This window comes from Microcystis aeruginosa NIES-4325 (assembly GCF_008974145.1).
Taxonomy (GTDB): Bacteria; Cyanobacteriota; Cyanobacteriia; order Cyanobacteriales; family Microcystaceae; genus Microcystis; species Microcystis aeruginosa_G.
In genome coordinates, this window is the sequence record NZ_BJKP01000001.1 from 65,414 (window position 1) to 91,266 (window position 25,853).

The window sequence follows — 25,853 nt, forward strand, 5'->3', positions numbered from 1 at the left end:
GGTCATCAATCAACAAGAATTAATTGATAGTTTTTGGGAAGGTTTAATTGATTTCCAACCCAGCGATCTCAGCGATCGTATAAGCGGGTCTTCCTTTAACTTCTTCGTAAATTCGCCCGATGTATTCCCCTAATATGCCGACACTGATCAATTGTACCGAACCCAAGAAAAACACAGCGATCAAGATAGTAGCTAAACCGGTAACGGGAGAGTCGGGTTGCTGTAAGCGCCAGTAGAGAACCAGTAAAGCCATAAACAGGGCAATTAAAGCGGAAAATAGGCCTAAATAAGTGGAAATACGCAGGGGAATCTTAGAAAAAGACACCAAGCTATTAATCGCTAAAGCTAGGGATTTTTTAAAAGTGTACTTGACTTCCCCGGCAAACCGGGGATCTCGCTCAAACTTAACAGCAGTTTGTCGGAAACCAATCCAAGCGCGCAAACCGCGAATATAACGATTCCGTTCTGGCATAGAATTTAATAGGTCTACTACCTGACGATCCATCAGACAAAAATCCCCCGTGTCCGCAGGGATATCCACGTCGGCCAATTGTCGCAGCAATCTATAGAAAAGGTAGGCAGTTAGGCGTTTAAACCAACTTTCTTTTTTCCGTTTTGTTCTCTGGGCGTAAACCACATGATAACCTGCTTGCCAAGACTCAATCATTTTGGGAATCAATTCCGGTGGATCCTGCAAGTCGGCATCGAGGACAACAATAACTTGACCCCTGGCAAAATTAAGTCCTGCCGTTACTGCTGCCTGATGGCCAAAGTTACGAGCAAAGCTAATGTAACAGACCCTAGCATCTCTTTCCTGTAGTTCCCGCATCAAATTTAAGGAGCGGTCGCGACTGCCATCATTGATCAGAATCAGTTCCACAGAATCATCTAAACTATCCATGACGTCACTGACACGGCGATAGAGTTCTGGAATGGTTTCTTCCTCGTCATAAATCGGAATAATTAGGGAATATTTCGGCATTTTCGAGAGGTTGAACGGACAAAAGCCTGGTTTTTATGGCGGCCGCTACGCTCTAAATATTCTGGTAAAGTATCCCTTTTGTCAACTTAATAGATTACTGCTAGACAGTGCCTTTAAATTGCCAAAGAATGATCGACCATTGCTTGCCGACGTAAACAATTCCAGTAGGCTGCATAGAGATCTGTCTGTTGACCGCGTAGGGAAGCGATCGCAGGCGCAGCAGGAAAAGGCCAGAGACGATCAAAAACCACGTCCCGATGAGCCAGACGAAACTGTAACAAGTAAACAGAAGCAGGAGCCTTTAAATTATCCAGTAATTGCGCCGCCAGCCGATGTAAAGACTTAAGACTCTCTCTTTCTAGACTAATCGGTTGACTGTAGGCGTTAGGAATCATACCCTCCCCGATCACCTCACCGTATTCTAAACCCTTAGATGTCACCGTGATCGGCAACCAAAGATCCCCAAAAGAAGAATCTCCCTGACTGGTTTTATAGTGCAGGGTATGGGCAACCCAGGCGCGTCTTTCCTCGATATCCCGACAAGCTTGATAAACTTTTTTACCAGGAAAATTCACCCAATTGGGCAATTGAATTGTTAAGGGACACCAGATTAAATTATTTTGGGCGGTTTTACCCGACTCCATTTTTGACCACAAAGAAGCCGTCCCAGTCACCTCCACCGCCAAGGATTTAGGAACCGCATTTTTTAAGGCAATCACCATCTTTTCGGTAACGGGCGATAGCCGAGACATCTGACCACTGGCTTGAGCTTCGGCATTAACGAGAATGATAACTTTGTCCATTTCTTCTTGTGGGTTGGGTGAACTTGAACGATCAGCGGTGAGGTTGGTTAAGAGTGAGAACTGACTGGGGTTCAATGCTTCTGTAGTCGCCATGGCAAAAGCTATTTCTCTGGATTTTAGCGGATTATACAAGAGCGTAACTATTTTCTATGGATTTTTTCAACAACAACCATATTCGAGGCATGATTTTGCTGCTCCCCCTCATAGAATACCCTAATTGACACTCCTATGGCACTGGGCACTTCGGGATTCTTTGGTTCCGCCGAGTTTCCTCGATCAAGGCGGCTGGTATGCACACTCGCCACTTGGGGAACCTCCAAGACCGCACTGGCTTGGCAGCGTATGAGTTGTTAAACTTTGGATAAACGTCACCGCCTGATACCAAATCCGTTTTTAATACTATGATTAACTCCCAATCCAACTTCAAAAACCCAGTTATGGATTGTTTTCTCTCACTTCCTACTTCCCATTAGAATTGAATTTTACTCATGTCTAGGGATAAAAAGCGATCGAGTCCTAAATACATCCAATAAATAGAGTTTGGGGATTCCTGAATAGTTTTTTGAAATCCCAAGGCTGCCGCTAATTTCTCATAATCGGGATGAATAATCAAAGTATGTAAATCGCAGAGATTAGGAAAATCTAATGTCATTTTCTGGAGAGTTTTTTGAGCATCTTGTAGGAAGATTAAACGATATTTATCTAAATAATTAGCATCGATCATCCAACTGCGAATAAATACCGAAAGACAATTTTTATCTCCCACAGATGCCATTTTAAAAGGATCCTGTTCGTTGATTGCACTTAGATGTAAACTCTTGTTAGGAGAGGTAAAAAAATTCGCTTCCGACTCGTTGGCAGTGGGATAGAGGAGATAAAAACCGACGGGATTAAGATTATCTACCCGACGCAAAACTCGCATACCTGTGGCGTAATCTTTTGCCCAACCCCGCAACAGACGAGAAATGCGATGGGGAATTGCCTCAGCATTGCGGTTCATCCAGTTATAATTGCGTGTCAGCAAGTTAGCCACAGGAATCGCATCACAACGGGGATTAAATTGATCTAATTGCAATTCTACAGATGATTCTGAGCTATCAGACTCTAAAATCCCCGCAATTGGCTTGATTTTAATTCTGGTTGTGTTGCCGTCAAAAATTTTTTCGATTAAACCAAGGGCTGCTAATTTATCTAACATCATACCAGCAGAGCGATCGCTGCCCTGGTCCTGATCCTGATAAAATAAATCCGATGCTTGCCGATGGGTACAGATAATGGAAGTGGTGGGAAAAATTAACCGGGATAAAGGGGGTTTTGCCTGTCCCTCCTTGGCGATCGCATAAATCCAGAGACGCAGAAAACAAGTGGCACGCACCCGGGTTAATCCCACTCTCCCCACCAAGCGCTCGATCATTTGTTCTTGTTTTTCCCAAGAAAACCAAATTTTTAGGTGTTTGCTCTCCATCTTTTTAGTCCTAGCTTCTGACAACGATTATACTTGATGCTTCACCCCACTTCACCCCACTTCACCCAAGTTCTCAACCCTCCCCCTACTAGATAGCGCTCATTGTTGTTGCACATCTAGAACAGACAGAATGGGTGTAGAAACATTTAGGAGACGATTATGAACGATAAAAAATACGGTACTACTCCCAGTCATACTCAAGCGTGGATTTTTCAAACTTGGTTATCTTTTCTTGTCTCTATTTTCGCCACTTCTTTAGGGGTTGTTTATCTGCCAGTAGATGCGTGGATTAAAGGTTATTTAGGCATGGGTTTACTATTTAGCGTCGGTTCCACCATTAATTTATCAAAAACTGTCCGCGATGTCGAAGAATCTAAACGCTTAATTAATCGTATTGATGAAGCAAAGTTAGAACGGATATTGAGTCAGTACGATCCTTATAAGGAGTAATTTTTTGCAGTTATTGGTTATCTGTTTTTCGATTATTTTCACTCTTTTTACTTGCTTAGGAGAGCTTATATGCTATTTACGACTAATCTAATCAGTGTGACCAAAGGAATAATTTCTCTTTTACAAAATCCCGGTAATACGATGTCTGTATATGATATTGAAGACGGCTTAAAAGAGAGTTGGTTACAGCGATTATCTTTGCAATATGTTAAAAGCGATCGAGCTACCGCCCAAATAATTGCCCAAAGATATCTGGCCGCTAGTCCCTGTTTAGAAACCCTGCTAAAACTCCCAGAAGATTCCCTGGGTTATCATTATGCTACTCACCTAATTAGTCTCAATTTCGATCCTAATTTTTATCGGTCTATTCAAGTCAATTCCGATACCGATTATCTGCTGCTTCGCCTACGGCAAACTCACGATATCTGGCATATAGTCACGGGTTTTGGTGTCGATGTCATGGGAGAATTTCAACTGAAAGCTTTTGAATTAAGTCAAACTCGTCGCCCTCTAGCTATTGTCATAATTTTAGGGGGATTATTGGGAGCTTTATTTTCTTCGCCACTTTCCTTATATTCTCTCTGGAAAGAGATTGTCAACGCCTATAATTTGGGCAAAAATACTCGACCTTTTTTAGCGCAAAAATGGGAACTAGCTTGGGAGAAACCCCTGCTAGTTTGGCGGCAAGAATTGGCGATTGTCCACTCGAACCTAGTAAATTAATTTTGTTGGACTACTTAAAATAATCGACTAACTGGAATAAATCCCGATTAATGGGACAAAATAAGGCAATTTGCCGATTCAGGGGCTAGAGGATAGAAAAATTGTCAGACAATCGGGAAAAAGTGACAGGGGAAAAATTTTTCTGAACTGGAGTAGCCAAAAAATCCCAGTCTGGGTAAAATTGATTATCGATCGATTGTGTGAGGAGTCCGATTCCCATGACCAATAAACACACAGCAAGGCTGCTGGGCAGTTACCTGCAGCGCCTGCCTGCCCATAGCTGGCTCGTCCTAGTTTTTTGGGCTTTGATTATCGCTCCAGTCCAAGCTGCTGTCGAGTTACGCATTGCCATCAGTAAAGGTGTTAGCGCCGTCTCCGTGGGTAGTTCCACCGATGCTGTGGTGAAAGATGGGGCCGGCAGAGTCTTAGGAGAATTGACTGCCATGAATGCCCTCAATGCTAATCCTAGAGGAAAAGCGGTGGGTTTGGCCGATTGGCAGGCCAGTCAGTTGATCATCGAACCAGGTAATGATGGTTACGTCTGGATTAACGATCGCTGGTATCGAGGACGAACAAGGATCATTCGGCAAGGTTCTGGGGTGACAGCCCTAAATTTAGTCAATTTAGAGGAATATCTCTATAGTGTCGTCGGTGCGGAGGCGATTCCCTCTTGGCCGCAAGAGGCCTTAAAAGCCCAATCCGTGGCGGCGCGCACCTATGCTCTCTACCAAATGAATACTTCCGGGAATCGCATCTACGATCTCGATACTACCACCCGCACCCAAGTTTATAAGGGTCTAGAAAGCGAGTTTACTACCACCCACGAGGCGGTTAATGCCACTGCCGGACAAATTATGAGTTTCAACGGCAAACCGATTCTAGCGGTGTTTCACTCCTCCTCTGGGGGTCATACGGAAAATGTCGAGGATGTTTGGAATTCCCCCTTACCCTACCTGCGCGGTGTCGTCGATTACGATCAAGTCGCCCCAGTATTCCAATGGTCAAAAAACTTTAGCGCCAGTGAATTAGGCCGTTTAATTGGTGGTGTTGGTCGCGTGCGATCGCTATCCCCCGAAAGGATCACTCCCCACGGACGGGTGATTAGAATGCGTATAGTGGGCGATCAAGGCTCTAAATTAATCTCTGATAGCCAATTGCGGCGAATACTCGAGCTGCGTAGTACCCTATTCACTATTTCAGCTAATAACGGTACTTTTGCCATTAATGGTCGCGGTTTCGGTCATGGGATCGGTTTAAGTCAATGGGGTGCTTTTTCCCTCGCTGACCAAGGGGTGACTTATGAGCGCATTCTCAGCCATTATTATCAAAATGCTCGTTTAACTGAAATGCCCAATTAAAAAGGCTGTCAGCCATTTCCAGTGAACTGATAACAAGGATCGAATCTAAAGCCTAATTGGTTAAGCTAAGTAGGGAGGCACAATTATTTGTGGGATGGGTTAGCGGTAGCGTAACATGAGCGGGCGTTGGGTTTCATGCTTCAACCGTTCGGCGGTTCGGCTGAGCTCACCGTCGAAGCCTGAGCTCACGGCCGAAGCCCAACCGACGTTCATCTGATCACTGATCACTGATAACTGATTGTGAGATAATGTCTGATCTCACTTGTAATTTTTGACTTGCATGACCATCGTTACCGAAGCCTTAACCGAGTTGGAACCAGTCATAAAAACTACCTTTACCGTCGAGGAAATTCGCCAACTACTGCCCCATCGTTATCCCTTTGCCCTAGTCGATCGCATTATTGACTATGTACCAGGTAAAAAGGCCGTTGGCCTAAAAAATGTCACGATCAACGAGCCTTTTTTCCCCGGTCATATTCCCAGTCGTCCCTTGATGCCGGGGGTGTTAATTGTTGAATCCATGGCCCAAGTGGGGGGAGTGATTTTGACCCAATTACCCGGGATGAAAGGGAAATTTTTTGCCTTCGCTGGCATTGATAAAACCCGTTTTCGTCGTCCTGTGGTGCCGGGGGATCAATTAATCATGACGGTGGAATTATTATCCTTCAAGATGAATAAAATTGCTAAAATGCAAGGGGAAGCAAGAGTCGATGGGCAATTGGCCGCCCAGGGCGAAATGATGTTTTCCGTCTTTGATTGACCTATGAATTTTGATCGAGATCGTCTCCGACAAGAACTAAATTTATTTGCTATTCTAGGGGCTTTTATTACCAATATTTTCGCTAATATTTTCCCTCTCAATGGCGAAAATATCGGGGCTATCTCGAATACAGTTTTTCAAGATGTCTTAATTATTCCCGCTAATTATGCTTTTGCGATCTGGGGATTAATTTATCTGGGTTTAATTAGTCTGGGAATTTACCAAGCTTTGGCTTTCAATAAAACTGAACCGCGTTTGCGTCGGTTAGGCTACGAATTAGCCATCGCTAGTGCTTGTCAGATTCTCTGGGTAATTCTCTTTCAATCCCGTTTTTTTGCCCTGTCTTTACTGGCAATGCTAGGCATTTTAATTTCTCTCATCCGGCTTTATCTTCGCTTAGAAATTAATCGCTTTATTGTCAATCGTAAACAGGGTTTATTAGTTAATGCTCCTATTAGTATTTATTTCGCTTGGATTACCGTAGCCACGATTGTCAACGTCGCTTCAGTGCTGGATTGGATCGACTGGCTGCGATGGGGTCTAACTGACCAGATATGGACGGTAATAATTCTGGTTATCGGGGCGATAATCGCAATTTTAGTCGGTTTAAACCGAAAAGATCGGGCTTTTATCGGGGTGTTTATCTGGGCTTTCTTGGCGATCGCTGTTAAACAGATTTCTCTGCCTCTAATTGCGGTAACGGCGATTATATTAGCGATTATCTTAGCTTTTTTGGGTTTTCGTGGCAATTTTCGCCCTCTGAGTCGTTAATATGCCGGATTACAGCGAATTTCGACGATAAAGCCATCGGGATCGTAGAAGTAAACCCCTCTCCCAGTCGGACGGGTCACGGGTCCACTAGCAATAGTAATTCCCTGACTTTGTAGCACTTCTAGGGCAAAATCGAAGCATTCTGGGGCAATATCGAAGGCTAAATGATTGGCGCGGGTAAAAGCGATTTCGGGATTGTCGTCGGGAGGGTTTAAATCTGGTTCCCAAAATAGGTCAATTACTGTACCATCGGGGGTGATAAAATTGGCCACTTTTCCCTGGGCAACTAATTCTTTTAAGGTACTGGGAATTTTTTCGCCCACTAATTCCTCTAATCCTAATATTTCCCCGTAAAAATGACGAGAAGCATCCATATCTTTGACGTTGAAAGCGATATGATGGACTTTTCGCAGTTGACCGATTTTGAGTTTTTTTGCGGTTACGGAAGGACTAATAGTCATTTTAGTTAGGTTTTGCTGAAAAAGTTTGTTGGTGGGGTGTGGGGGAATTATGAATTATGAATTATGAATTATGAATTGGGATGTGGGGAGAACAAATAAAAATAATTTCCTGACGATGGACGACTTAAGAGTTAATTTTTTGCAATAATTGTCGAATGGATTCGGCATCTTGGGCGTTGGGTAGGAGGGCAAGATAGAAGCCTAAATCCTGTTGCGCTTGGGTGAATTGTCCAATTTGATAGTAAACTAAACCTCGATCGCGCAGCTCTAGGGGATGATTAGGAATGAGCAAAAGTAGCAGATCTAGTGTCCGAATTGTCTGAGGCCATTGTTTAAGATTCAGGTAAATATATTTTAAATTAGTCAACAAACGTAATAAAATTTGCTGATTGGTAGCAATATTGAGAAAATGTTCTTCTAATTTAACTGGCTGTTGATAAACTTGACTTAATCTTTCTTGACAGTCCTGTTTAAATAAGATTTCACCACCGTGAAAGGGATCGACAAAGATTTCCACTTCCTCGAAATCGGGACGGATAATAAAATGTCCCGGCATAGCAATTCCTACCATGGGAAAATCGATCTTTTTGGCAATCTCTAAATAAATGATCGATAGAGTGATCGGAATACCCGTGCGGCGATCAATTACGTCATTTAAGTAGCTATTGCGGGGGTCATAGTATTCTTTGGTATTACCAGTAAATTGTAAATCTTCAAACAAATATTGATTGATAATCTTGACTATTTTTAAGGGATATAATCTATCGGGTAAACGTTTTTTTACCTCGTCAGCCATGAAATTTATTCTATTTAAATAGTTGTCAATCTTGAGATGCGGATATTCAAAATGGGCTATTTGTAGGGCTGCCTGAGCTAGATTTATCTCGGGGTCAGGATGTTGAATTGTTTCGATGAAGGCTTGGTATAAGAGTTCAATGGTCATTAGCAAAGGGTATTAATCAGATTATCAACTATTTTAACCTATCCTTCCGATTTTATCGTTTCTCTTTTCTGATCACCATTAAAGATTCGGAGATTTAGATGAGCTTTCCCGGGAGAAGTAGCGAGTAATCTTGTCAAGGTCTAGATTAACCACCGCTTTTTCTAAAGGGATCGTGCGACAATTTTTATTTTTATCGCGCACTTGATAAACTAATTGATTTGTCCAATCTAAAGCAGTTAACCAACCACTTTGAGGATGATAAACCCCAGTTTCAATGTCTAGCCAACCGCTGCCGCGAGCCAGTTGCCCTGGTTTGACTTCGGGAAAGGTAAAGGTTAAAGTATGACCTGTGATAATTAGTTTATCCTTGAAATAGGGTTGGGTCATGGCATGAAATTCGTTTCTAATCCAACAAAACTGCTCGTTCGTTTGCTGTTCAAGGGGATATTCTGGGTGTACTCCCGCGTGAACTAACCAAATATCTCCTAGGTCTAAATAAGGGGGTAGGGATTGGAACCAATTAATATGCTCGGCGGGTATATTGTTATTATAACTTAGTAGTGTCGCCGCCCCACCACTCTCAATCCAGCCCGTTAACCATTTTTCAGAAACTTCTTTTCCTGCCAGAGCTTTTAAGAGCATATATTCATGATTTCCTAGGAGACATAGGTAGTTATTTTTGATGACAAAATCCACCACTTCCAAGCTCTGCTGTCCTCGATCGATTAAATCCCCCAGAAAATACACCTCATCCTCACTATTGGGAGCAACTCGGTTTAATAGTCGCAAAAGTGCCTGAAAACTGCCATGCACATCTCCGATAATAATACGGCGCGGTTCTTGAGTCTGTTTCCCTATTTTTCTAAAAAACACACACCCCTCCCTAATCACTGAGATTGCTATTCTTTTATCGCTAAAAAGGTAGTTTTTATAAGGTCTTAATTTTATTATAGGACAAAGCTTTTCCTCTGACAGTCACTTCCTCCCAAGAACTCCGGCAGAAAGGCAGTAATTGTTTTGTAAAGTATTTTTGCAATCTCTGGACAGAGAGCGGGGGGGTTATGGTATTATTTTTTTACGATCAGTTTTTATACAATTGCATATAAACATCCATCGCTATACGCACAGATTCCCATTATATAAAAAAGTGTCTCACAAAAATGCTCCCTTGTCAAGCATCATCAAAAAAAAGTTTTTTTTGAGATTATAATAAAAAAAAATTAGTTTTCTGCTTCTATGATAACCCTAATTAACGCTAGAATTCCCGCCTATCAGGATCAACAACAAATAGAGATAAATGCTGCGGGAAGGATCGAGAGAATCACGGAGATGGGGGGAAAGACAAGAGGGGAAAAGATTATCGATATGGAAGGGGATTGGCTATCGTTGGGAGGAGTAGATTTACAGATCAACGGAGGGTTAGGATTAGCATTTCCCGACCTAGAAATAACAGATCTAGAAAAATTAGATAAGATTAGCGATTATCTTGGGAATCAAGGAATTGATGGTTATCTTCCCACCCTAGTCACCACGTCTGTGGAGAAATTTCAAAAATCCCTCTCAGTAATTGCCAAATATATCGAAAAACAGCAACAGGAAAATCGATCGAGTGCCCAGGTTTTAGGAGTACATTTAGAGGGACCATTTTTAAACTATGAAAAAAGAGGGGCGCATCCAGGACAATATCTTTTAACACCAAGTATAGAAACAATAGATAAAATCTTTGGGGACTACTTATCGATCATAAAAATTATCACCCTAGCCCCAGAATTAGATAGTAGCGGTACGGTAATTAAATACCTAAGCGATCGAGGAATTACCGTCAGTTTAGGACATTCACAAGCGAGTCAAGAAATAGCCAAAAAAGCCTTTTTCCAGGGGGCAAAAATGGTTACTCATGCCTTCAATGCCATGCCTCCTTTACACCATCGTCAACCGGGGTTATTAGGGGAAGCAATTATCAATTGCGAGGTGTATTGTGGGTTAATTGCCGATGGTCAACACATCCATCCAACCATGATAGAATTATTACTAAAAGCCAGTAATTATCATCAAGGAATTTTCTTAGTTAGTGATGCTTTAGCACCCATTGGTTTAGGGGATGGTGTCTATCCTTGGGACGAGAGAGAAATTGAAGTTAAACAGGGAACAGCAAGACTTTTTGACGGTACTTTAGCGGGAACAACCTTACCCTTATTACAAGGAGTAGCCAATTTAGTTAACTGGGGAATATGTGATTTAGAAACGGCGATTCTACTAGGCACAGAATCCCCCAGAAAAGCGATCGGATTAGCGGGTTTATCGGTGGGACAACCTGCCAACTTTTTGCGCTGGCAATCGGCATCAAATTGGGAAAGATTGGATTTCCGTCAGCATTTTGGTCTCTAACTGTTGAATAAGGGTATCGAGATCGACTTCGAGGCGATCAAAACATTCAGGAGGGGAAAGATCGGGTTGAAAATAAATCAATTTTACCTGACCATCACCGATAGCAACTATAGCCACTTCTTCGCTGGGATTATAGCGATAAATAATCCCAAGCATCTCTTGAATTTTACAATTAACCTTGCGATTTAATTTCTCTAGGGACTCCCTAGAACAACAGACAAAATGAGGCTGAGGTTTAAGATCGATGCCCAAGGTTTCTTGAGCATCTTCTCCCCATTCCGAGAGTAAACCCCACATTAAACCGGCTAATTCCTTTTGATTTTCTTGCACAAATTGATCTAATTGATAGCGCCATTGATTAGCGGGATCATCGGGGATTGGTTGTTCAAATCTCATCATTAGCCTCTTTTCAGTTATCAGTTATCAGTTATCAGTTATCAGTTATCAGTCATTAATAAGGGGTGTGCGGATCCCCCCTTAGTCCCCCCTTAATAAGCTATCCCTTATAGAGATATTTCTTAACAATTTGGTCAGTAAGGACTCTAACCCTTATCCTGACTTGATTTCAGTTTTTTCTTTGTCATTAAGGGTGTCAACAAGGAATATTACAGATTGTTAACCGAGTCTTGAAAGCCATGTGCTACAAAGGTTTCAAATGTTAAGAAAGATGTGACTAATGGACAGCCTTAATAAGGGGGGAAAGCTGACAATTTTTAACACCTACCTACTTATCGACGGTACTCATCACCGCAATCACCAATTAACTGCAATAAATCCCGGGATTTTTGCAAGACATGATCAATTTTTTGATAGTCTTGGGGAGATAATTGAAAATCGAAAATACGGGCATTTTCTGCGATATGTTCGGCAACGCCCAAACGCACCCCGATAATTGCCCCGGCTACAGCTTTTTGTTCGAGAACGTAACGCACTGCCACATTAGGAATGGTGACATGATAGGAATCAGCGATCGCTTTAAGAACGGTTAATAATTCTTGGAATAATTGCCAGTTTCCCCAAGCATTGATCATGTTTTTATATTTCCGTAAACTAGCGGTATTGAGACTCATGGGATTGGGTTCAGGATGACCGAGATATTTTGCCCCTAATAAGCCTCCTGCTAGAGTACCATAGGCCAGGAGATAGATGTTATGTTCTTGGCAAAATTGCGCCATTTTGACGAGGGGACGACGATCAATCAGGGAAAACTGGACTTGATTGGAGACTATTTTAATCCCAGCGCTGAGAATAATTTTTAAATGTTCCGTGTCGAAATTAGTCAAAGCCAGGTGTTTAATTTTGCCTTCCTGTTGTAATTCTCCTAAAAAATATAAGGCATCTAGATAATTTTTATCGCGATAATCCCACCAGTGAAACTGCAATAAATCGAGACTATCCACATCCATGCGACGGAGGGAAATAGCGATATTTTTTGCGACTATTTCCTTAGTCATTTTACCCGGACGGGGAACCCATTTAGTGAAAGCTTGCAGATTATTTAAAGCATCAATGCCCCTTTGATCGACTAATTGACGACGAAATTCACCGATAAAATCTTCGGCTGGACCGTAATGATCGGCCAGATCCCAAGTGGTGAAACCGGCATCTAGATAGGAGAACATACTAGGGATCGCTTTTTGGGGTGCGATCGAACCATGGGCGCCCGAAACCTGCCACATTCCGTTCAAAATACGGCAAATTTCCAGATCGGGGGTAAACTGTAAGCGACGAGATTCGGACATGGGGACTTTTCAGTGTTGCCAAAGGCACGGCGTAGCCGTCCAGTAAACAGTAAACAGTAATCAGTGAAAAGACAGCAGAAAACTGCCATTGAATACTGCTCACTTAATATTCTATTCTCCTACTGACCACTGATCACCGACCACTGATTCAAGACAGATCGATCGTCCCTGTTCAGAAAAACGCGGCAAAGGGGAAGACTTGCGGAAAAATCTCCCCCTTTTTGGGTTTTTGCTGCTCAATTTTTGCTGGGTTAATATTCCACTTCCAATCGCGCTGCGGTGACAGCATCAAAAGCAAAAGCGAGAACTATAGGCATAGGACAAGCGAGGATTATACAGAGAATTAAAGCTGTCACAGTCAATCCGATCGCCACTCCTAACCAAAGTTTTTCGGCAGGAGATAGACCTTTTTGGCGCTTAATTTTTTGTAACACTTTGGTGGGAATTGGTTCTGGCATCACGGCATTGGGAGGGAATGCCCAATAATTGCTGTAGCGTTCGAGAAATAGCTCTGTCCAGCCGTTTTCTTGACACCATTCTTGAATCCATTGTTCGTGAAAGTGTTTCATTGCTTCCCTGTTGACTTTTTCTGGTGATTACTATAAACATCTCTTGATGCAAACTTCATCCTAGCAAAGCTATCTTAAGGGTCGATCGGGTTCAATAAAACTTAATATATGAGTAGTCGGTGAAAAGTAAAGTTAACGGTGAGGTAAGGAGACAGGAGACTCCGAGACAGGGATCAGCTTGGGGATTGGGTGTGAGGGAATAGGTAAATAATTGTTAAAAAATTTCGGTTCTTGATTCGGTACAGATTGCCTGTAATTTTTGGTCCCAAGTATCGAGGGGAAGGGTATCGAGATAGGCAAAGTCAAAGACAATCCCGATCGAGGGGATAGCTTGCCATTCGGGGGAATTTAGGAGACGATCAAAATAACCTCCCCCGTAACCTAAGCGATAACCTTGGCGATCGCAAGCGACGGCGGGAATTAATAGTAAGTCCACTTCAGACGGTAAAATGAGAGGGGCGATCACTGTTGGTTCATAGATGCCATAACGATTTAATTCTAGGGGATCGTCGGCAGTCCAACAGTGCCAAGTCAGGCTATCTCCGTCACAACGGGGAAAACCCCAGCGATGGTGTTGGCAAAATAAGGAACTTAAATCCGGCTCTTGACGATAACTGAAGTAAGCGAGAATGGTTTTAGCGTGCTGAAAGAGGGGTAAAGATTGTAAATTTTTGCAAAGTTGCTGACTATTTTCTTGCCAAATATGCTTAGGAAGCGCTCGTCTTTGGGTAATTAGTTGTTTGCGTAATTGGGCTTTTTTGGTAGCGGAATCCATAGAATAGAGATAAATATTTCTGTAGTCACAAGATGCTAAATCTATTTAACTCGCTTTTTGGGCGTTATAACGAGAATATCAAGGCCAATGTGGAAATTTACACCTGGGCAACTTGTCCCTACTGTATTCGTGCCAAATGGTTGCTGGGTTGGAAAGGGGTAAAATACACCGAATACAAGATTGATGGGGATGAAAGCGCTCGTCAAGCCATGGCCGAACGGTCTAACGGTAAACGCAGTGTACCACAGATTTTTATCAATAATGAACATATCGGCGGTTGTGGTGATTTGTATGCTTTGGATGGTCAGAAAAAATTAGATAATTTACTGGCTAAATGTGGGACTATCTAAAGTCTATTGATGAAAAAGCCTATGAGAAACATCGGCAATGGATGCAGTTAGCTTTAAATTTAGCGGCAACTGCGGGGGACCGGGGTGATGTACCTGTGGGAGCGGTTATCGTGGATAAACAGGGACATTTAATCGCTCAAGGAGCTAATTGCAAGGAAAAACACCATGATCCCACCGCTCACGCTGAAATTCTGGCGATTCGTGCCGCTAGTCAAGTGTTAGGCAATTGGCACTTAAATGATTGTACCCTCTACGTCACCCTCGAACCCTGTCCCATGTGTGCCGGGGCAATTATTCAGGCTAGATTAGGATTATTAGTGTACGGTGCTGACGATCCCAAAACAGGAGTTATCCGCACTGTGGCTAATTTTATTGATAGTCCTTTTTCTAACCATCGTTTACCGGTAATCGCGGGAATTTTAGCTAAGGAATCGGGGGAATTATTACAAACATGGTTTGAGAAAAAAAGAAATGTTTAAAGGAGTCAGGGAGATAGGAGTCAATAAGCTGTTTGTAATTTAAATTGCCTGTTGAGATGAGGCAAGAGGCAAGAGGCTTCGGCCGTGAGCTCAGCGTTCGACCGAGCTCACGGCCGAAGCTCACACCCTGCCCCCAGGAAAAACTTTTTCAGCAAACCCTAATTAAAGTAATAGTTAAATCCTTATAAAAATCCTCCTGTTTTAATTCCACTTTTGATTGAGAAGCCAGTAAAAGTAAAGCCCAAAAAATCGCCACCTTTTCCTGTGTTGCCGAGTGACTAGAAGGCTTTTCCGCTTGCCATAAATCTAATAAATACTCAAACTCTATCTCATTTTTCTCTAATTGAAAAAACTTTCTCTGCAAAAAAAAGTCCAGTTCCGCTGCCAATTCCGTCAGGTTTTCTTGGTGGGCCAATTCCGTGATAATTTGTACAGCTTCCCGTCGGGATTGGGGCCGGGGTTTCGGGACAACTACAGGCAGTTTCGGTAAAGCTTCAATCTCTAGGGCAATCTGTTGTAATTGAGTGATTAACTCCTGCAAAGTTACCCGTCTTTTTCGCGGTGGTGGTGCGGCAGTACGACGGCGAATATGATTTTCTAGATAACGGGGTAAAGTTCTTAATTCCCGTTCTAATTCGCTAATTTCCTCATCAATCAGACTTTCTTCTTGCTGTTCCAAAGACAATCTTTCTAGGGTATCAGCCTTAAATAAAACTAACATAGAAGCCCATAAAAAAGCCTGTCCCGATTGGGGTAAATTAGCCTGGGCCATGGCTAAATCTAGATCATTTAATAACCCCAATTCTGCCAAAAAGCGATCAATCACATCGATAACCCGCACATCCCAGGGGTCAATCTCTCCCTGTTCGGCCATTTCTAACAGAGATTCGATCGCGTCACTAGCTGAGGTGATAGTCATGATTCTAGAATCTTGTAGGATCTGAAAGGATAGAATTTAGCAAGCAAAACCATGGACATATCGATCGCTGACCTGCGCTTGGACTACAATCTTGAAGAATTGCTAGAGTCAGAAACATCTGCCGACCCTTTCATTGTATTTAAACAATGGCTAGAACGGGCGGTATCTTCGGGAAGATTGGAACCCAACGCTATGACTTTAGCCACTATTTCCCCGCAGGGCAAACCCCGGGCCCGCATGGTACTGTTAAAAGACTTCGATCCTCGCGGTTTTGTTCTCTTTACCAACTACCAAAGCGCCAAGGGACAGGAATTAATCGCCAATCCCAATGCAGCCCTAGTGTTTTGGTGGGGAGAATTGCAACGACAAATTAGGATCGAGGGAACTGTAGAAAAAATCAGCGAGGAGGAATCGGATAATTACTTTTTTGTCCGTCCCTGGGAATCTCGTTTAGGGGCCTGGGCTTCTAATCAAAGTGAAGTGATTTCTGGGCGAGATATCCTCGAAAAACGCCTAGCAGAACTAAAAGAAGAATATACTGGTCGTGAAGTTCCCCGTCCTGCTCATTGGGGGGGTTTTCGCCTGATTCCTAGTTTAATCGAGTTCTGGCAAGGTCGCCCCAGTCGTCTCCACGATCGTCTCTGTTATTATCGTCAAGAAGATGGCAGTTGGCAAAGGCAACGTTTAGCTCCTTAGTTTGATCTTGACACCTTGTATTGGCAAAATAGCTCGATACTAATTCAATTTGTCATTTTAGTCTTGAGATAATATTAGGTCGATGTCTTTTCCCAACCCGCGCTTCCCCTAGCGATCGGGTTGGGCTATTATGTCATTTGAGAAAGGCAACCCGTCCGCCCTAAAGTTTCAGAAAAACGATAAATTACTCAAAAGATTATAGACTGCGGTCTGCTCCCCAGTGTCTTCGGCAAGCACAGAAATCCGATAACATAGTCAATAGGTGACATCGGGAAAAAATCATCTATGACGACTACATCAGAAGACGTATGGCGACTCTTAGCCGAATTAGCAACTGCTCAAGCCGAATTAACTGCCGCTCAAAAAGAAACTGACAAACAACTGAAGGAAGTTACTCAACAACAGAAGGAAACTGACCGACAACTCAAGGAAACTGACCGACAACAGAAGAAAACTGACAAACAACTCAAAGAATTAGGACAGCAAATTGGGGGACTCGGTGCAAAATTCGGCAGCTTTACCGAAGGACTTGCCCTTCCTTCAATGGAAACGATTCTCAGACCACGCTTTGGTATGGAAGTTGTTAGTCCTAGTGTGCGAGTCAGTAAAGAAGGACAACACCTAGAAATTGATGTTCTTGCCTATAGCAATGGTGAGCTAAATACTGCTTATATCGTCGAGGTTAAAAGTCATGTTAGACAGGAAGATATTACTCAATTAAAAAGTATTTCGCAACGGTTTCGCCGCTTTTTTCCCGAACACAAAGATAAAAAACTCTATGGCATATTAGCGGCGGTTGATTTATCCCCAGAATTACGCAAAAAAATTCTGCAAGAAGGGCTTTATGTGGCTCGGATTCATGACCAAGTATTTGAATTAGATATTCCCGATAATTTTCAACCTCAAACCTATTAAAACATCAAATGCGATCACTTTTGATCTGAATCTTGTCAGGGATGATTAGCCCAATATACAAGTCTCAATCATCGATCGTTTCGATCTGTAAGGGCAAGTCGAAAATTTTTCCCTACCCCCACCCCCTACACCCTGTAAACTTTTCAGGTTCTCTGTCATCCCGTGAGGGATCGGGATTTTGGGGAGGAGGGGATTTAGTTGAATAATCTTTGCAGAAAAGTGCTTCGATCCCGCAGGAAAATCTGAGCGCAATTGCGCCCCGGCATCCCCGAAATTGAGCCGCCGGGGTGAGTTCCTGCCCCAGTTAAATAAAGGTTTTTAATCGGGGTTTTGTAGTTAGCTATTTCCGGCAAAGGACGCAGGAAAATCATCTGATCTAAGGTCATATCAAGATGATAGTAATTACCTTTATAGGAACCCAAACGATTAGCTAATTCGGCCGGACTTTCCACCCGACGGGCAATGATGGCGGATTTGAGATTGGGAGCATAATCGGCCAGTTTATCAAGAACTCGATCGGCCACGCGATTTTTTAATTCTTCCGTCCATCCCGTGCCGTTTAATCCCGTTCCCTCGGCCCCGGCAATCTGATAGGGGGCAAAAAATTCGATCCAGAGGGTATGCTTGTTCTGGGGAGCCATGGAGGGATCGAGAATAGTGGGGACATCTAGGTACATAGAGGGATTTTCGTCGGGAATCTGCCCCAAAATCGTTAAAGCGTGGGCCTGTTCAACGTGACGCACGGAATCGGCGATGAGAATCGTTCCCTGTAAATACTCCTCTTTGTGATCGTAAGCCTCGAACCTTGGTGCTTCGGCGAGGGCGCAATCAATTTTAAGAATTGTTTCATTGTTATTGACAATTCGCCGTTCTACCCTTTCTCGCAATTCGGGATCGGCGGCATCCACATCGGCGGGGGCGACTAACTGTAAAAAAACTCGTCTAGCGTCAATATTAGAGATAACACCCGCTTTTGCCAGATATTCCCGTCCAGAGTCCACCCTAACCCCGATTGCTTGTCCTTCCTCGATGAGAATCTGTTTAACTTTCTGCTCGGTTAAAATCACCCCACCGAGACTGACAACGCATTTCACCAGAGCCTCGGTTAGTGCGCCCGTACCACCACGAGGGCGAGCCACCCCGGGGGAGTGACGCATCGCCATCATCATCATCCCGGAGGTAATGCCTTTTTGGGAGGGAGGAGCGCCAATTTCTGCCGCTAGACGAGCGAGGGGGGCTTTGACAAATTCGCTCTCAAACCACTCATTGAGGACATCTTCGGGGGAAGTAATCATCGTGCGGATGAAGTCGAGCAGTTTCTTTTTCGAGCCGATCGCTTTCCAGACACTAGCTAAGGCACTAGAGTTATAATTACGGGCGATTCTGAGCAAATCTTGGGGCGGAGCGTTAAACCAAGGACCGATCGCATTCATCAACTGTGCCCAATAGTCGATAAACTGAAGGTAGCGATCGGCATCTTGCGGACAAAACTGGGCAATTGCGGCGTGAGTTTTTTCCAGAGAGCGATAGGAAAGAAAATATTGGCCAGAGGGATGGGGACAGAAAACGGTAGGATCGAAGAATAAATACTCTAATCCGTGGCGTTTTAGCTCCAATTCCTCAATTACCGGTCCTAAAAAGATAAATTCATGATCGATCGCACAGAGATTAAACTTAAAATCGGGGGCTAGATCTGGGATAACCGCTTCTGTGGTAGCCGCTCCTCCCGGTACGCTACGCTGTTCGAGAAGGAGGACGCGATAACCGGCTTTGAGGAGATAGGCGGCACAAACTAAACCATTATGCCCCGCACCGATGAGGATGACATCGTAACTTTCCATGCAGTTTCAAAAATTCCTATTTTTAATTTTGCGCTTTTCTTGACCCTAATATGTTAAAAATAGTTAAAGATTAGCTGCTGTCAGCAGATTTCAGCGAGCAGTTATGAGTGAGCAGGTAGAAAACATTTAATTTTTCCTTTTTTTTATGAGTTCTGCGATTAAAGTTATTCAACCATCGGGTATTTTAGATGGCAACCAAGCTGGCCAATTTCGCCAAGAAATTGCCGAAGCCGTGCAGGGAGGTTCAGAGGTTATTATCGTTGATTTCCAGAATGTCACCTTTATGGATAGTTCTGGTTTAGGAGCGCTAGTTTTATCCTTAAAAACCGTCCGTTCTGCGGGGGGTAAACTATTGATCTGCTCGATTAATGATCAGATAAAAATGTTATTTGAATTGACCGATATGGAGCGAGTTTTTGAAATTTTTGATAACCGAGAAGAATTAGAACAAAAAATCCTCGAAAGTTAATCAGCGAAAATCCACCTGCATGATCGAAAGATCGTCCTTAAAGTTACCATCAAATCGTAAAGCTTGAATTTCTCCAATAAAATTATCGAGATTTTTGGCGTAATTACAATGATAACTTCGTAAAGATTGAATAAAGTTTTCTAGTCCCCACATCCTACCATCGGCACAATCGATCTCGTAAATTCCATCACTAAAAAGATAAAGACTACTGGGTAAATTCAGGCATTTAACCTGATTAATATATTCCGCTTCCGGAAACATCCCGATGGGAAAACCGGGGGCTTTCAGTCTGGTTTCAATCATCTGGCCAAAAGGTTTTTGAGTCAGGAGAACTGCTGGGGGATGACCAGCGCTGGCATAGGTTAACTCTTGTTGTTTCCGATCATAAATTCCGTACCAAATAGTAAAATATTTATCATTCTTAGGACTGATTTGATAAACTTGATTTAACCCATGTAAAACCTGATTAGGTTGATAGTAATTCACCTGACTTAAACTACGGGAACGGAGTAAATTAATCACCGAAAGGGAAGGTAAAGCCGCTCGTAAACCATGACCCGCCACATCTAAAAGATATAACATCAAATGGTCATTATCTAACCAATAATAATCAAAACCATCGCCCCCCAATCGACGAGAAGGAAGGAAGCGAAAATCGATAGCAAGTTTTGGAGAAATAAAAGGTTCGGGTAACAGCGATCGCACATATTCCGCCGCTTCCGCTAACTCCATTTCTAGTAATTGTTTTTGCGCTTGCAGATCATGACTTAATTGATGCAAACGCATTCCCGCCCGCACGCGCGCTCTTAACTCATTAATCTCGATCGGTTTACACAAAAAATCATCGGCCCCCGCGTCCAATCCCTTCACCCGATCCTCCACCGATCCCAAAGAAGTTAAGAGGATAAAAAAAGTTGTTGACAGTTGGGGATTGAGCTTAATTTGCCGGCAAACTTCCAACCCATCGATCCCCGGCATCATCCAATCACAAATAATCATCGCTGGTTTTAGTTGCCCCGCTTGCTTTAATCCTTCTTCCCCATCACTGGCAACAAAAACCTCGTATTCCTTCTGCAAAGCTCGTCTCAGGAAGGTTTGAACTACTCCATCATCATCAATTACTAGAATTCGTACCATCTTTTTTGTAACTCGACTATCTTAATCTTACTGCTTACCCCCAACCCTCTAAAAGATGACTTTGCTTATACCTTAAGATAAGATTAAATCCAGAATCGAGCTAATACATCAGTCATAGTTTGGGAAAAATGGTATAACTTCTAGCGTAAGGCATTGCAGAGGTAAACCGGGGGTGAAGATTTCTTTTCAGGTAGATAGCGATCTCAAGTCCTTAGATACCGTTTTAAACTATTTTGAGCAACTCGAACCGGCGGGCATTCCCAAAAAAGACTGGCTCCAGTGTCAGCTTGCCCTTGCCGAAGGTTTTACCAATGCAGTCCGTCACGCTCACCGACACCTCCCCCCCGAAATCCCGATCGAGATCGAAATCGAGATTACCCGATCCCAGATGGAAATTCGCATCTGGGATCGGGGTTCCGTCTTTGATTTAGAGGACTTTATCGAAAAAAACGCCCATCGTGACCATATTTTCTCCGGTCATGGGCAAGGACTGCCGATCCTCCAAAAAATCGCCGATCAACTCAGTTATACTCACACTGAAGATCAGCGCAACTGTCTGTTAATTATTAAACAATTTTCCCGCCATGAATCCGATCGCGCCCCTCGTTTCTCCTAGTTGGTTAGTGACTAATCTCAATCGCCCCGATCTGATGGTTATTGACTGTCGTTTTCAATTAAACGATCCCGATCTCGGTTATCAAGAGTATTTAGCCAATCACATTGAAAATGCCTTCTATTTACACCTCGATCACGATTTATCGGCTCCCGTTGCCCGTCATGGCGGCCGTCATCCTTTACCGAATCCGCAGACAATAGCCGCTAAATTAAGCTCTTTAGGGGTGATTTCTGGTCAAACCCATGTCATCGCCTACGATGCCTCCCGTTTTGCCTTTGCCAGTCGTCTCTGGTGGTTATTACGTTATCTCGGCCATGAAAAAGTCAGTATTCTCGATGGTGGTTGGCAAAATTGGTTAAATGCCGGTTATCCCGTCTCTAATCAGATACCTGTGCCGAAAAACGGCGCTTTTTTTCCCAAAGTTCAACAGGATTGGCTAGTCACGATCGAGGAGGTAAAAAGGCAAAAAGAGCAAGGGGGAGTGGTGTTAATTGATGCCAGGGAAAGCGATCGCTATCGGGGTGAAAGGGAACCGATCGATCCGATCGCCGGCCACATCGAGGGGGCGCTGAATTATCCCTGGTTGGAAGTCACCGATAGTCAGGGTTTTTCTCAACCCCTGGCCCAGCAAAAACAACGTTGGCAAGGGCGGCAAGGCGATCGAGAAATTATCCTCTACTGTGGTTCGGGAGTGACAGCCTGTGTCAATATCCTTTCCCTTACCCTAGCCGGATACGAGAATGTTAAGCTATATTCTGGAGGTTGGAGTGATTGGTGTTCCTACCTGATCTAACTGGCCCTATTGATACCCATCTATCGAGAAAGATTGTCAAAATGACCTAATTACTGTACAATCCCTATATTATCACTTTTAATTATTCCCAAACTATTATCTAGTTTGTCTCCTAGACAAAAAAGCTAATTTTTATTTTAGTTGCTATCTTTTTGCTCTCAAATCACCGCTATTCCTCAAAGAATAGTCATTTTCCCCCGTAAAATTACTAAAAAGTAATTTTATAGTTAAACTCTATAAAAAATTAGGTATGTATTTTGTATGACAGAAGCCGGTCTTTGTCATTGTAATGGTGGCACCCGTCCGAAAGATCGCCTTTCGATTTTTGTGGATGGCAATAATATGTTTTATGCTCAACAAAAAAATGGTTGGTTTTTTGACCCGCGCAAGGTGTTAAATTACTTCACCAACGACCCGAATATTATGTTAATTAATGCCTTTTGGTACACGGGTTTAAAAGATTCCCAAGATCAAAGAGGTTTTCGCGATGCTTTAATTAGTTTGGGTTATACGGTGAGAACAAAAATTTTGAAAGAATATTATGATGATAGTTCTGGTCGTTTTTCCCAGAAAGCTAATTTAGATATCGAAATTGTCGTCGATATGTTTAATACCGTCGATCAATACGATCGAGTGATTTTATTTAGCGGTGATGGCGATTTTGAACGAGCGATCGAACTATTGCGCTCTAAAAATACTCATATTACCGTAGTTTCTACGGAAGGGATGATCGCTAGGGAATTACGCAACGCCACCGATCGCTATATTGATCTGAACGATATTCGCAAAGATATCGAAAAAAGTGATTATTAACCGGCCGTTTTGTCTTTAAACTGGCTATTTATCCCATTTTTCTTTATTGGTAGTCCTCACCTATCCCCTTCTCCCAGAAGGGGATAGGTGAGGCAATTAACCGTCTCTTGTTTATTTTTCCTTGAGTCGAAAGAGTAAAAACTGATTGATCTGATTCGGATTAAAATTATCATCACTGACTAAAATCAAAGAGCGACTACCATCAGCTAATCTTGGACCGAGGGTCATTCCTTCCAAATTATCTAAATCAATCCCCAAAGTCCCTAAATCTAGTAATAATTTTTTCCGCAAGGGTTGCACCTGTAAAGCTTCTAATTCTCCCGGTATCCGAGCAATTTTCGACGTATCGGTGGCACTCCCATTAACTACCTGAAAGAGTTTCGCTCCAAAACCTTCTAAACCAAAAGTTCGCTCTAAACTGAGAAAATAACCCTCTTTTTCTAAAGCTAATAATTCCGTTAAACCGTAGTATCTCGCACTACTGGGTGGCTCATCTAACACATACAATTGTTCTGATACAAACACAGGCGCACCAATCGGATCAATAACATAATGAAGAAGTCGCACTCTGAGATTTTCTGCTCTTTTTCCCGTGGGACTATCTTGAATTAAAGCGCTTTCTGTGGCAGTAAACAAACGAAAAGGATCGTCTTTAAGAGTGCTGGTAATCCCTAAAGTTAAGGATTCAAACCCTAAATTATCCTGTATTCCTTTTTGATTGCTATCATCTGGTAAAAAGCGATTAGGAATTAACAAAGACTCCTTTAATTGTCCCTGCAAATCAAATTCAGCAATAAAAGGAGCTATTCCCTGTTTAACCGCACCTTCACTGGAAATAAACAAAGTTTGTCGTGGCGAAAAAGCGATACCTTCTGGGTCGATCGATCCCTTTTTAAAAGTTTCTCCCTTGCTATCTTTTAGGAGCGTGACTGCCTCTAAATTCACTTTTTCGATTTTTTTATCATTTATCTGCAAACTAGCCCGATAAAAGCGGGCTGGAGCTTTCTGAGAACGATCATCACTGAGGAGATAAAAGCGGTTATTGGCGCGATCGTATGTAATTGCCGATAATCCCCCCACCCTTGTCTCTTGATAATCCGCTTGTGGTAATTGATATTCTCCCAAAAACTCGACCGAGATGGGTAGAAACATTCGTTGTTCTGCCAAAACTTGTGGGGAGACACCACAGGCAGCCAGACTAAAGGTTACAATCAAACTAGCAATTAAACCCAAAATTGGCAACCGCAAATTTTCGGCAGTCAGTCTCTTATAGAATCGATCGATCACAAAATATCACCCTCTACTACGCTCCTATCAATCTATTATGCTACGTTTTTCTCTCAGTTTATGGCTCTGTTTGATCGGTACTTCCCTTCCTCTCCTAGCACAAACAGAAACCCCTGCACCCAATCCCCTCGAAACTCCCCTAAAAAGTCCTTTATTACCGGCAATTGATCGCCCTTTAACTCCCTTGGAGCATCGTCAACTGTTATTATACATCGATCAACGCGATGCTGAAGCTCAAGCTAAATACGATGCGGGATTAAATGAGGAAGCTTTTCCTATCTGGTATGAAGTGATTAAATTAAATCGTTATTTGGGAGCAAAAGAAGAAGTAAAATCTTTGGGAAAAGTGGGGTTAGCCGCTTGGAATCGAGATCGAACCCAGGATGTTAAATTAATTACTGCTCGTTTAAAAACTGTGCAACAAACCGCAGAAACTAACCGGACAATGGACGGAGAATTATTAGCATTACTAGGTACATCCTATCAACAGGTACGAGCTTTTAATGAGGCGATAATCATCTATGATAAAATCCTAGCTGATGCCAGACAATCTGGGGATAATCTGGCAGTAGAAGCAACTTTAAATAAACTTGGTCAAATTCATTTATCTCGTTTTGATTATCAAAAAGCCGCCCCAGTATATGAAGAATTATTAACTATTTCTAAGGGGCAGAATAATTCTTTAACTCAAGGAATCTATCTGCAAAGACTAGCAGAAATTTATCGAGAATCTTTGCAACCAGCTAACGCAGTAAAAATTAAAGAAGAAATAGCTGAAACCCAGATCAGAAATCAGCAAATACAGTTAATTCCCGATCTAAAAATTCAAATTGGTTTAGATTATCAAGCTTTAAAAGATGCAAATAAAGCCAGCCAAAACTTTCAAGAAGCCTATTCTCTCGCCTTTGCTTTACAACAGTATGGCACCGCAGGAGAAGCTTTAAATAAGTTGGCCGAACTTTATAAAAGTTATCAACAGGTAGATTATGCTTTACAAATCTATCAAGAATTAATTAAAGTCCATGAATTGGGTTATAATTACTACGGTTTAATGAATACCTACGATCAAATCGGTCAAATTTATCTAGAGAGAAAAAATTATCCCCAAGCTTTACTAGCTTTCCAAAAAGGTGCAGAATTAGCGCAAGCTATCCGTTATCGTGAACAATATTTTCAAACCCAAATCACCCAAGTTAATCAAGCAATAAATAATCCCGAACAGTGATCTTTAAGTCTTTGAATAGTTAACTATCAGATGAACAGGGAAATAGGGAAGTGGGGAAATTTCAACTCATACCCCAAAACCTTAAAACCCCCCGCAACGCTAGGGCAGTGACCACCCTAAAAC

At 42.6% G+C, this 25,853-nt stretch carries 29 protein-coding genes; 15 read left to right on the forward strand and 14 right to left on the reverse strand.

The window, feature by feature from the left end; genetic code table 11:
- Positions 1 to 43: 43 nt before the first annotated feature.
- From MiAbW_RS00285 to MiAbW_RS00295, 3 genes are all read right to left on the reverse strand, one after another.
- Complete coding sequence (locus tag MiAbW_RS00285) at positions 44 to 982, reverse strand: glycosyltransferase family 2 protein (RefSeq protein ID WP_151694426.1); 939 nt, start codon at positions 980 to 982, stop codon at positions 44 to 46.
- A gap of 113 nt (positions 983 to 1,095) precedes the next feature.
- Positions 1,096 to 1,878, reverse strand: coding sequence for a hypothetical protein (locus tag MiAbW_RS00290; protein WP_151694427.1), 783 nt, complete (start codon positions 1,876 to 1,878; stop codon positions 1,096 to 1,098).
- Positions 1,879 to 2,254: 376 nt separating this feature from the next.
- Entirely contained in the window at positions 2,255 to 3,250 is a 996-nt protein-coding gene (locus MiAbW_RS00295) for a hypothetical protein (protein ID WP_151694428.1), read from the reverse strand.
- Between the two features lie 159 nt (positions 3,251 to 3,409).
- On the opposite strand from MiAbW_RS00295, the gene MiAbW_RS00300 reads away from it, so the two are divergent.
- The 5 genes from MiAbW_RS00300 to MiAbW_RS00320 all read left to right on the forward strand — a co-directional run bounded on the left by MiAbW_RS00300 (position 3,410) and on the right by MiAbW_RS00320 (position 7,312).
- Positions 3,410 to 3,700 (forward strand): YiaA/YiaB family inner membrane protein, encoded by a 291-nt coding sequence (locus tag MiAbW_RS00300; protein WP_151694429.1) that lies wholly within the window; start codon positions 3,410 to 3,412, stop codon positions 3,698 to 3,700.
- A 69-nt stretch (positions 3,701 to 3,769) separates the two neighbouring features.
- A complete protein-coding gene (locus MiAbW_RS00305; protein ID WP_151694430.1) occupies positions 3,770 to 4,423 on the forward strand; it encodes a Coq4 family protein in 654 nt (217 codons plus the stop codon).
- A gap of 218 nt (positions 4,424 to 4,641) precedes the next feature.
- Positions 4,642 to 5,781 carry a SpoIID/LytB domain-containing protein gene (locus MiAbW_RS00310; protein ID WP_151694431.1) on the forward strand — a complete coding sequence of 380 codons (1,140 nt, stop codon included), beginning with the start codon at positions 4,642 to 4,644 and terminating at the stop codon, positions 5,779 to 5,781.
- 280 nt (positions 5,782 to 6,061) lie between these two features.
- The gene (fabZ, locus tag MiAbW_RS00315) at positions 6,062 to 6,541 is read left to right on the forward strand and encodes a 3-hydroxyacyl-ACP dehydratase FabZ (protein ID WP_002734156.1); all 480 of its coding nucleotides are present in this window, start codon (positions 6,062 to 6,064) and stop codon (positions 6,539 to 6,541) included.
- 3 nt (positions 6,542 to 6,544) lie between these two features.
- A complete protein-coding gene (locus MiAbW_RS00320) occupies positions 6,545 to 7,312 on the forward strand; it encodes a tryptophan-rich sensory protein (protein ID WP_151694432.1) in 768 nt (255 codons plus the stop codon).
- On the opposite strand, the gene MiAbW_RS00325 is transcribed toward MiAbW_RS00320, so the two are convergent.
- The 3 genes from MiAbW_RS00325 to MiAbW_RS00335 all read right to left on the reverse strand — a co-directional run bounded on the left by MiAbW_RS00325 (position 7,309) and on the right by MiAbW_RS00335 (position 9,589).
- Positions 7,309 to 7,773 (reverse strand): VOC family protein, encoded by a 465-nt coding sequence (locus MiAbW_RS00325; protein WP_151694433.1) that lies wholly within the window; start codon positions 7,771 to 7,773, stop codon positions 7,309 to 7,311. The two genes, MiAbW_RS00320 and MiAbW_RS00325, sit on opposite strands and share 4 nt — an antisense overlap.
- Before the next feature lie 124 nt (positions 7,774 to 7,897).
- Positions 7,898 to 8,716 carry a SirB1 family protein gene (locus MiAbW_RS00330; RefSeq protein ID WP_151694434.1) on the reverse strand — a complete coding sequence of 273 codons (819 nt, stop codon included), beginning with the start codon at positions 8,714 to 8,716 and terminating at the stop codon, positions 7,898 to 7,900.
- Positions 8,717 to 8,794: 78 nt separating this feature from the next.
- The gene (locus MiAbW_RS00335; protein ID WP_151694435.1) at positions 8,795 to 9,589 is read right to left on the reverse strand and encodes a metallophosphoesterase family protein; all 795 of its coding nucleotides are present in this window, start codon (positions 9,587 to 9,589) and stop codon (positions 8,795 to 8,797) included.
- Positions 9,590 to 9,952: 363 nt separating this feature from the next.
- Here MiAbW_RS00335 and nagA point away from each other — a divergent pair, with 363 nt between their 5' ends.
- Positions 9,953 to 11,104: an N-acetylglucosamine-6-phosphate deacetylase gene (gene nagA, locus MiAbW_RS00340; protein WP_151694436.1), complete on the forward strand. Its 1,152-nt coding sequence runs from the start codon at positions 9,953 to 9,955 to the stop codon at positions 11,102 to 11,104.
- On the opposite strand, the gene ccmS is transcribed toward nagA, so the two are convergent.
- The 4 genes from ccmS to MiAbW_RS00360 all read right to left on the reverse strand — a co-directional run bounded on the left by ccmS (position 11,060) and on the right by MiAbW_RS00360 (position 14,190).
- Positions 11,060 to 11,500: a beta-carboxysome assembly chaperone CcmS gene (gene ccmS / locus MiAbW_RS00345; RefSeq protein WP_151694573.1), complete on the reverse strand. Its 441-nt coding sequence runs from the start codon at positions 11,498 to 11,500 to the stop codon at positions 11,060 to 11,062. The genes nagA and ccmS overlap by 45 nt on opposite strands.
- Positions 11,501 to 11,832: 332 nt before the next feature.
- On the reverse strand, positions 11,833 to 12,846 hold the full coding sequence (locus tag MiAbW_RS00350) for an aldo/keto reductase (RefSeq protein WP_151694437.1): 1,014 nt from the start codon (positions 12,844 to 12,846) through the stop codon (positions 11,833 to 11,835).
- A gap of 251 nt (positions 12,847 to 13,097) precedes the next feature.
- Complete coding sequence (locus tag MiAbW_RS00355; protein WP_151694438.1) at positions 13,098 to 13,415, reverse strand: hypothetical protein; 318 nt, start codon at positions 13,413 to 13,415, stop codon at positions 13,098 to 13,100.
- Positions 13,416 to 13,629: 214 nt separating this feature from the next.
- Positions 13,630 to 14,190, reverse strand: coding sequence for a 5-formyltetrahydrofolate cyclo-ligase (locus MiAbW_RS00360; protein WP_151694439.1), 561 nt, complete (start codon positions 14,188 to 14,190; stop codon positions 13,630 to 13,632).
- A 32-nt stretch (positions 14,191 to 14,222) separates the two neighbouring features.
- Here MiAbW_RS00360 and grxC point away from each other — a divergent pair, with 32 nt between their 5' ends.
- Positions 14,223 to 14,540 (forward strand): glutaredoxin 3, encoded by a 318-nt coding sequence (grxC, locus tag MiAbW_RS00365; RefSeq protein WP_151694440.1) that lies wholly within the window; start codon positions 14,223 to 14,225, stop codon positions 14,538 to 14,540.
- Positions 14,525 to 15,019 (forward strand): tRNA adenosine(34) deaminase TadA, encoded by a 495-nt coding sequence (gene tadA, locus MiAbW_RS00370; RefSeq protein WP_123229874.1) that lies wholly within the window; start codon positions 14,525 to 14,527, stop codon positions 15,017 to 15,019. The genes grxC and tadA overlap by 16 nt, the downstream gene beginning before the upstream one ends.
- A 148-nt stretch (positions 15,020 to 15,167) precedes the next feature.
- Here the strand turns inward: tadA and MiAbW_RS00375 are convergent, their stop codons facing one another.
- Positions 15,168 to 15,938, reverse strand: coding sequence for a segregation/condensation protein A (locus MiAbW_RS00375; protein WP_151694441.1), 771 nt, complete (start codon positions 15,936 to 15,938; stop codon positions 15,168 to 15,170).
- Between the two features lie 51 nt (positions 15,939 to 15,989).
- Between MiAbW_RS00375 and pdxH the strand changes: the two genes are divergently transcribed.
- The gene (gene pdxH / locus MiAbW_RS00380; protein ID WP_151694442.1) at positions 15,990 to 16,634 is read left to right on the forward strand and encodes a pyridoxamine 5'-phosphate oxidase; all 645 of its coding nucleotides are present in this window, start codon (positions 15,990 to 15,992) and stop codon (positions 16,632 to 16,634) included.
- A gap of 285 nt (positions 16,635 to 16,919) precedes the next feature.
- The gene (locus MiAbW_RS00385; RefSeq protein WP_151694443.1) at positions 16,920 to 17,549 is read left to right on the forward strand and encodes a DUF3782 domain-containing protein; all 630 of its coding nucleotides are present in this window, start codon (positions 16,920 to 16,922) and stop codon (positions 17,547 to 17,549) included.
- Positions 17,550 to 17,743: 194 nt separating this feature from the next.
- On the opposite strand, the gene crtO is transcribed toward MiAbW_RS00385, so the two are convergent.
- Positions 17,744 to 19,390 (reverse strand): beta-carotene ketolase CrtO, encoded by a 1,647-nt coding sequence (gene crtO, locus MiAbW_RS00390; protein ID WP_151694444.1) that lies wholly within the window; start codon positions 19,388 to 19,390, stop codon positions 17,744 to 17,746.
- Between the two features lie 145 nt (positions 19,391 to 19,535).
- Here crtO and MiAbW_RS00395 point away from each other — a divergent pair, with 145 nt between their 5' ends.
- Complete coding sequence (locus tag MiAbW_RS00395) at positions 19,536 to 19,859, forward strand: STAS domain-containing protein (RefSeq protein WP_151694445.1); 324 nt, start codon at positions 19,536 to 19,538, stop codon at positions 19,857 to 19,859.
- Here MiAbW_RS00395 and MiAbW_RS00400 read toward each other — a convergent pair whose 3' ends face one another.
- Positions 19,860 to 20,996, reverse strand: a complete 1,137-nt coding sequence (locus tag MiAbW_RS00400; protein WP_151694446.1) for a SpoIIE family protein phosphatase — start codon at positions 20,994 to 20,996, stop codon at positions 19,860 to 19,862.
- 172 nt (positions 20,997 to 21,168) lie between these two features.
- Between MiAbW_RS00400 and MiAbW_RS00405 the strand changes: the two genes are divergently transcribed.
- The 3 genes from MiAbW_RS00405 (at position 21,169) to MiAbW_RS00415 (ending at position 23,218) form a co-directional block, all read left to right on the forward strand.
- Positions 21,169 to 21,612 carry an ATP-binding protein gene (locus MiAbW_RS00405; protein WP_151694447.1) on the forward strand — a complete coding sequence of 148 codons (444 nt, stop codon included), beginning with the start codon at positions 21,169 to 21,171 and terminating at the stop codon, positions 21,610 to 21,612.
- The gene (locus tag MiAbW_RS00410) at positions 21,581 to 22,405 is read left to right on the forward strand and encodes a sulfurtransferase (protein WP_151694448.1); all 825 of its coding nucleotides are present in this window, start codon (positions 21,581 to 21,583) and stop codon (positions 22,403 to 22,405) included. The genes MiAbW_RS00405 and MiAbW_RS00410 overlap by 32 nt, the downstream gene beginning before the upstream one ends.
- A gap of 261 nt (positions 22,406 to 22,666) precedes the next feature.
- Entirely contained in the window at positions 22,667 to 23,218 is a 552-nt protein-coding gene (locus MiAbW_RS00415; protein WP_002751943.1) for a LabA-like NYN domain-containing protein, read from the forward strand.
- Positions 23,219 to 23,329: 111 nt separating this feature from the next.
- On the opposite strand, the gene MiAbW_RS00420 is transcribed toward MiAbW_RS00415, so the two are convergent.
- A complete protein-coding gene (locus MiAbW_RS00420) occupies positions 23,330 to 24,505 on the reverse strand; it encodes an esterase-like activity of phytase family protein (RefSeq protein WP_151694449.1) in 1,176 nt (391 codons plus the stop codon).
- Between the two features lie 37 nt (positions 24,506 to 24,542).
- Here MiAbW_RS00420 and MiAbW_RS00425 point away from each other — a divergent pair, with 37 nt between their 5' ends.
- Entirely contained in the window at positions 24,543 to 25,730 is a 1,188-nt protein-coding gene (locus MiAbW_RS00425) for a tetratricopeptide repeat protein (protein ID WP_151694450.1), read from the forward strand.
- Positions 25,731 to 25,853: the final 123 nt, after the last annotated feature.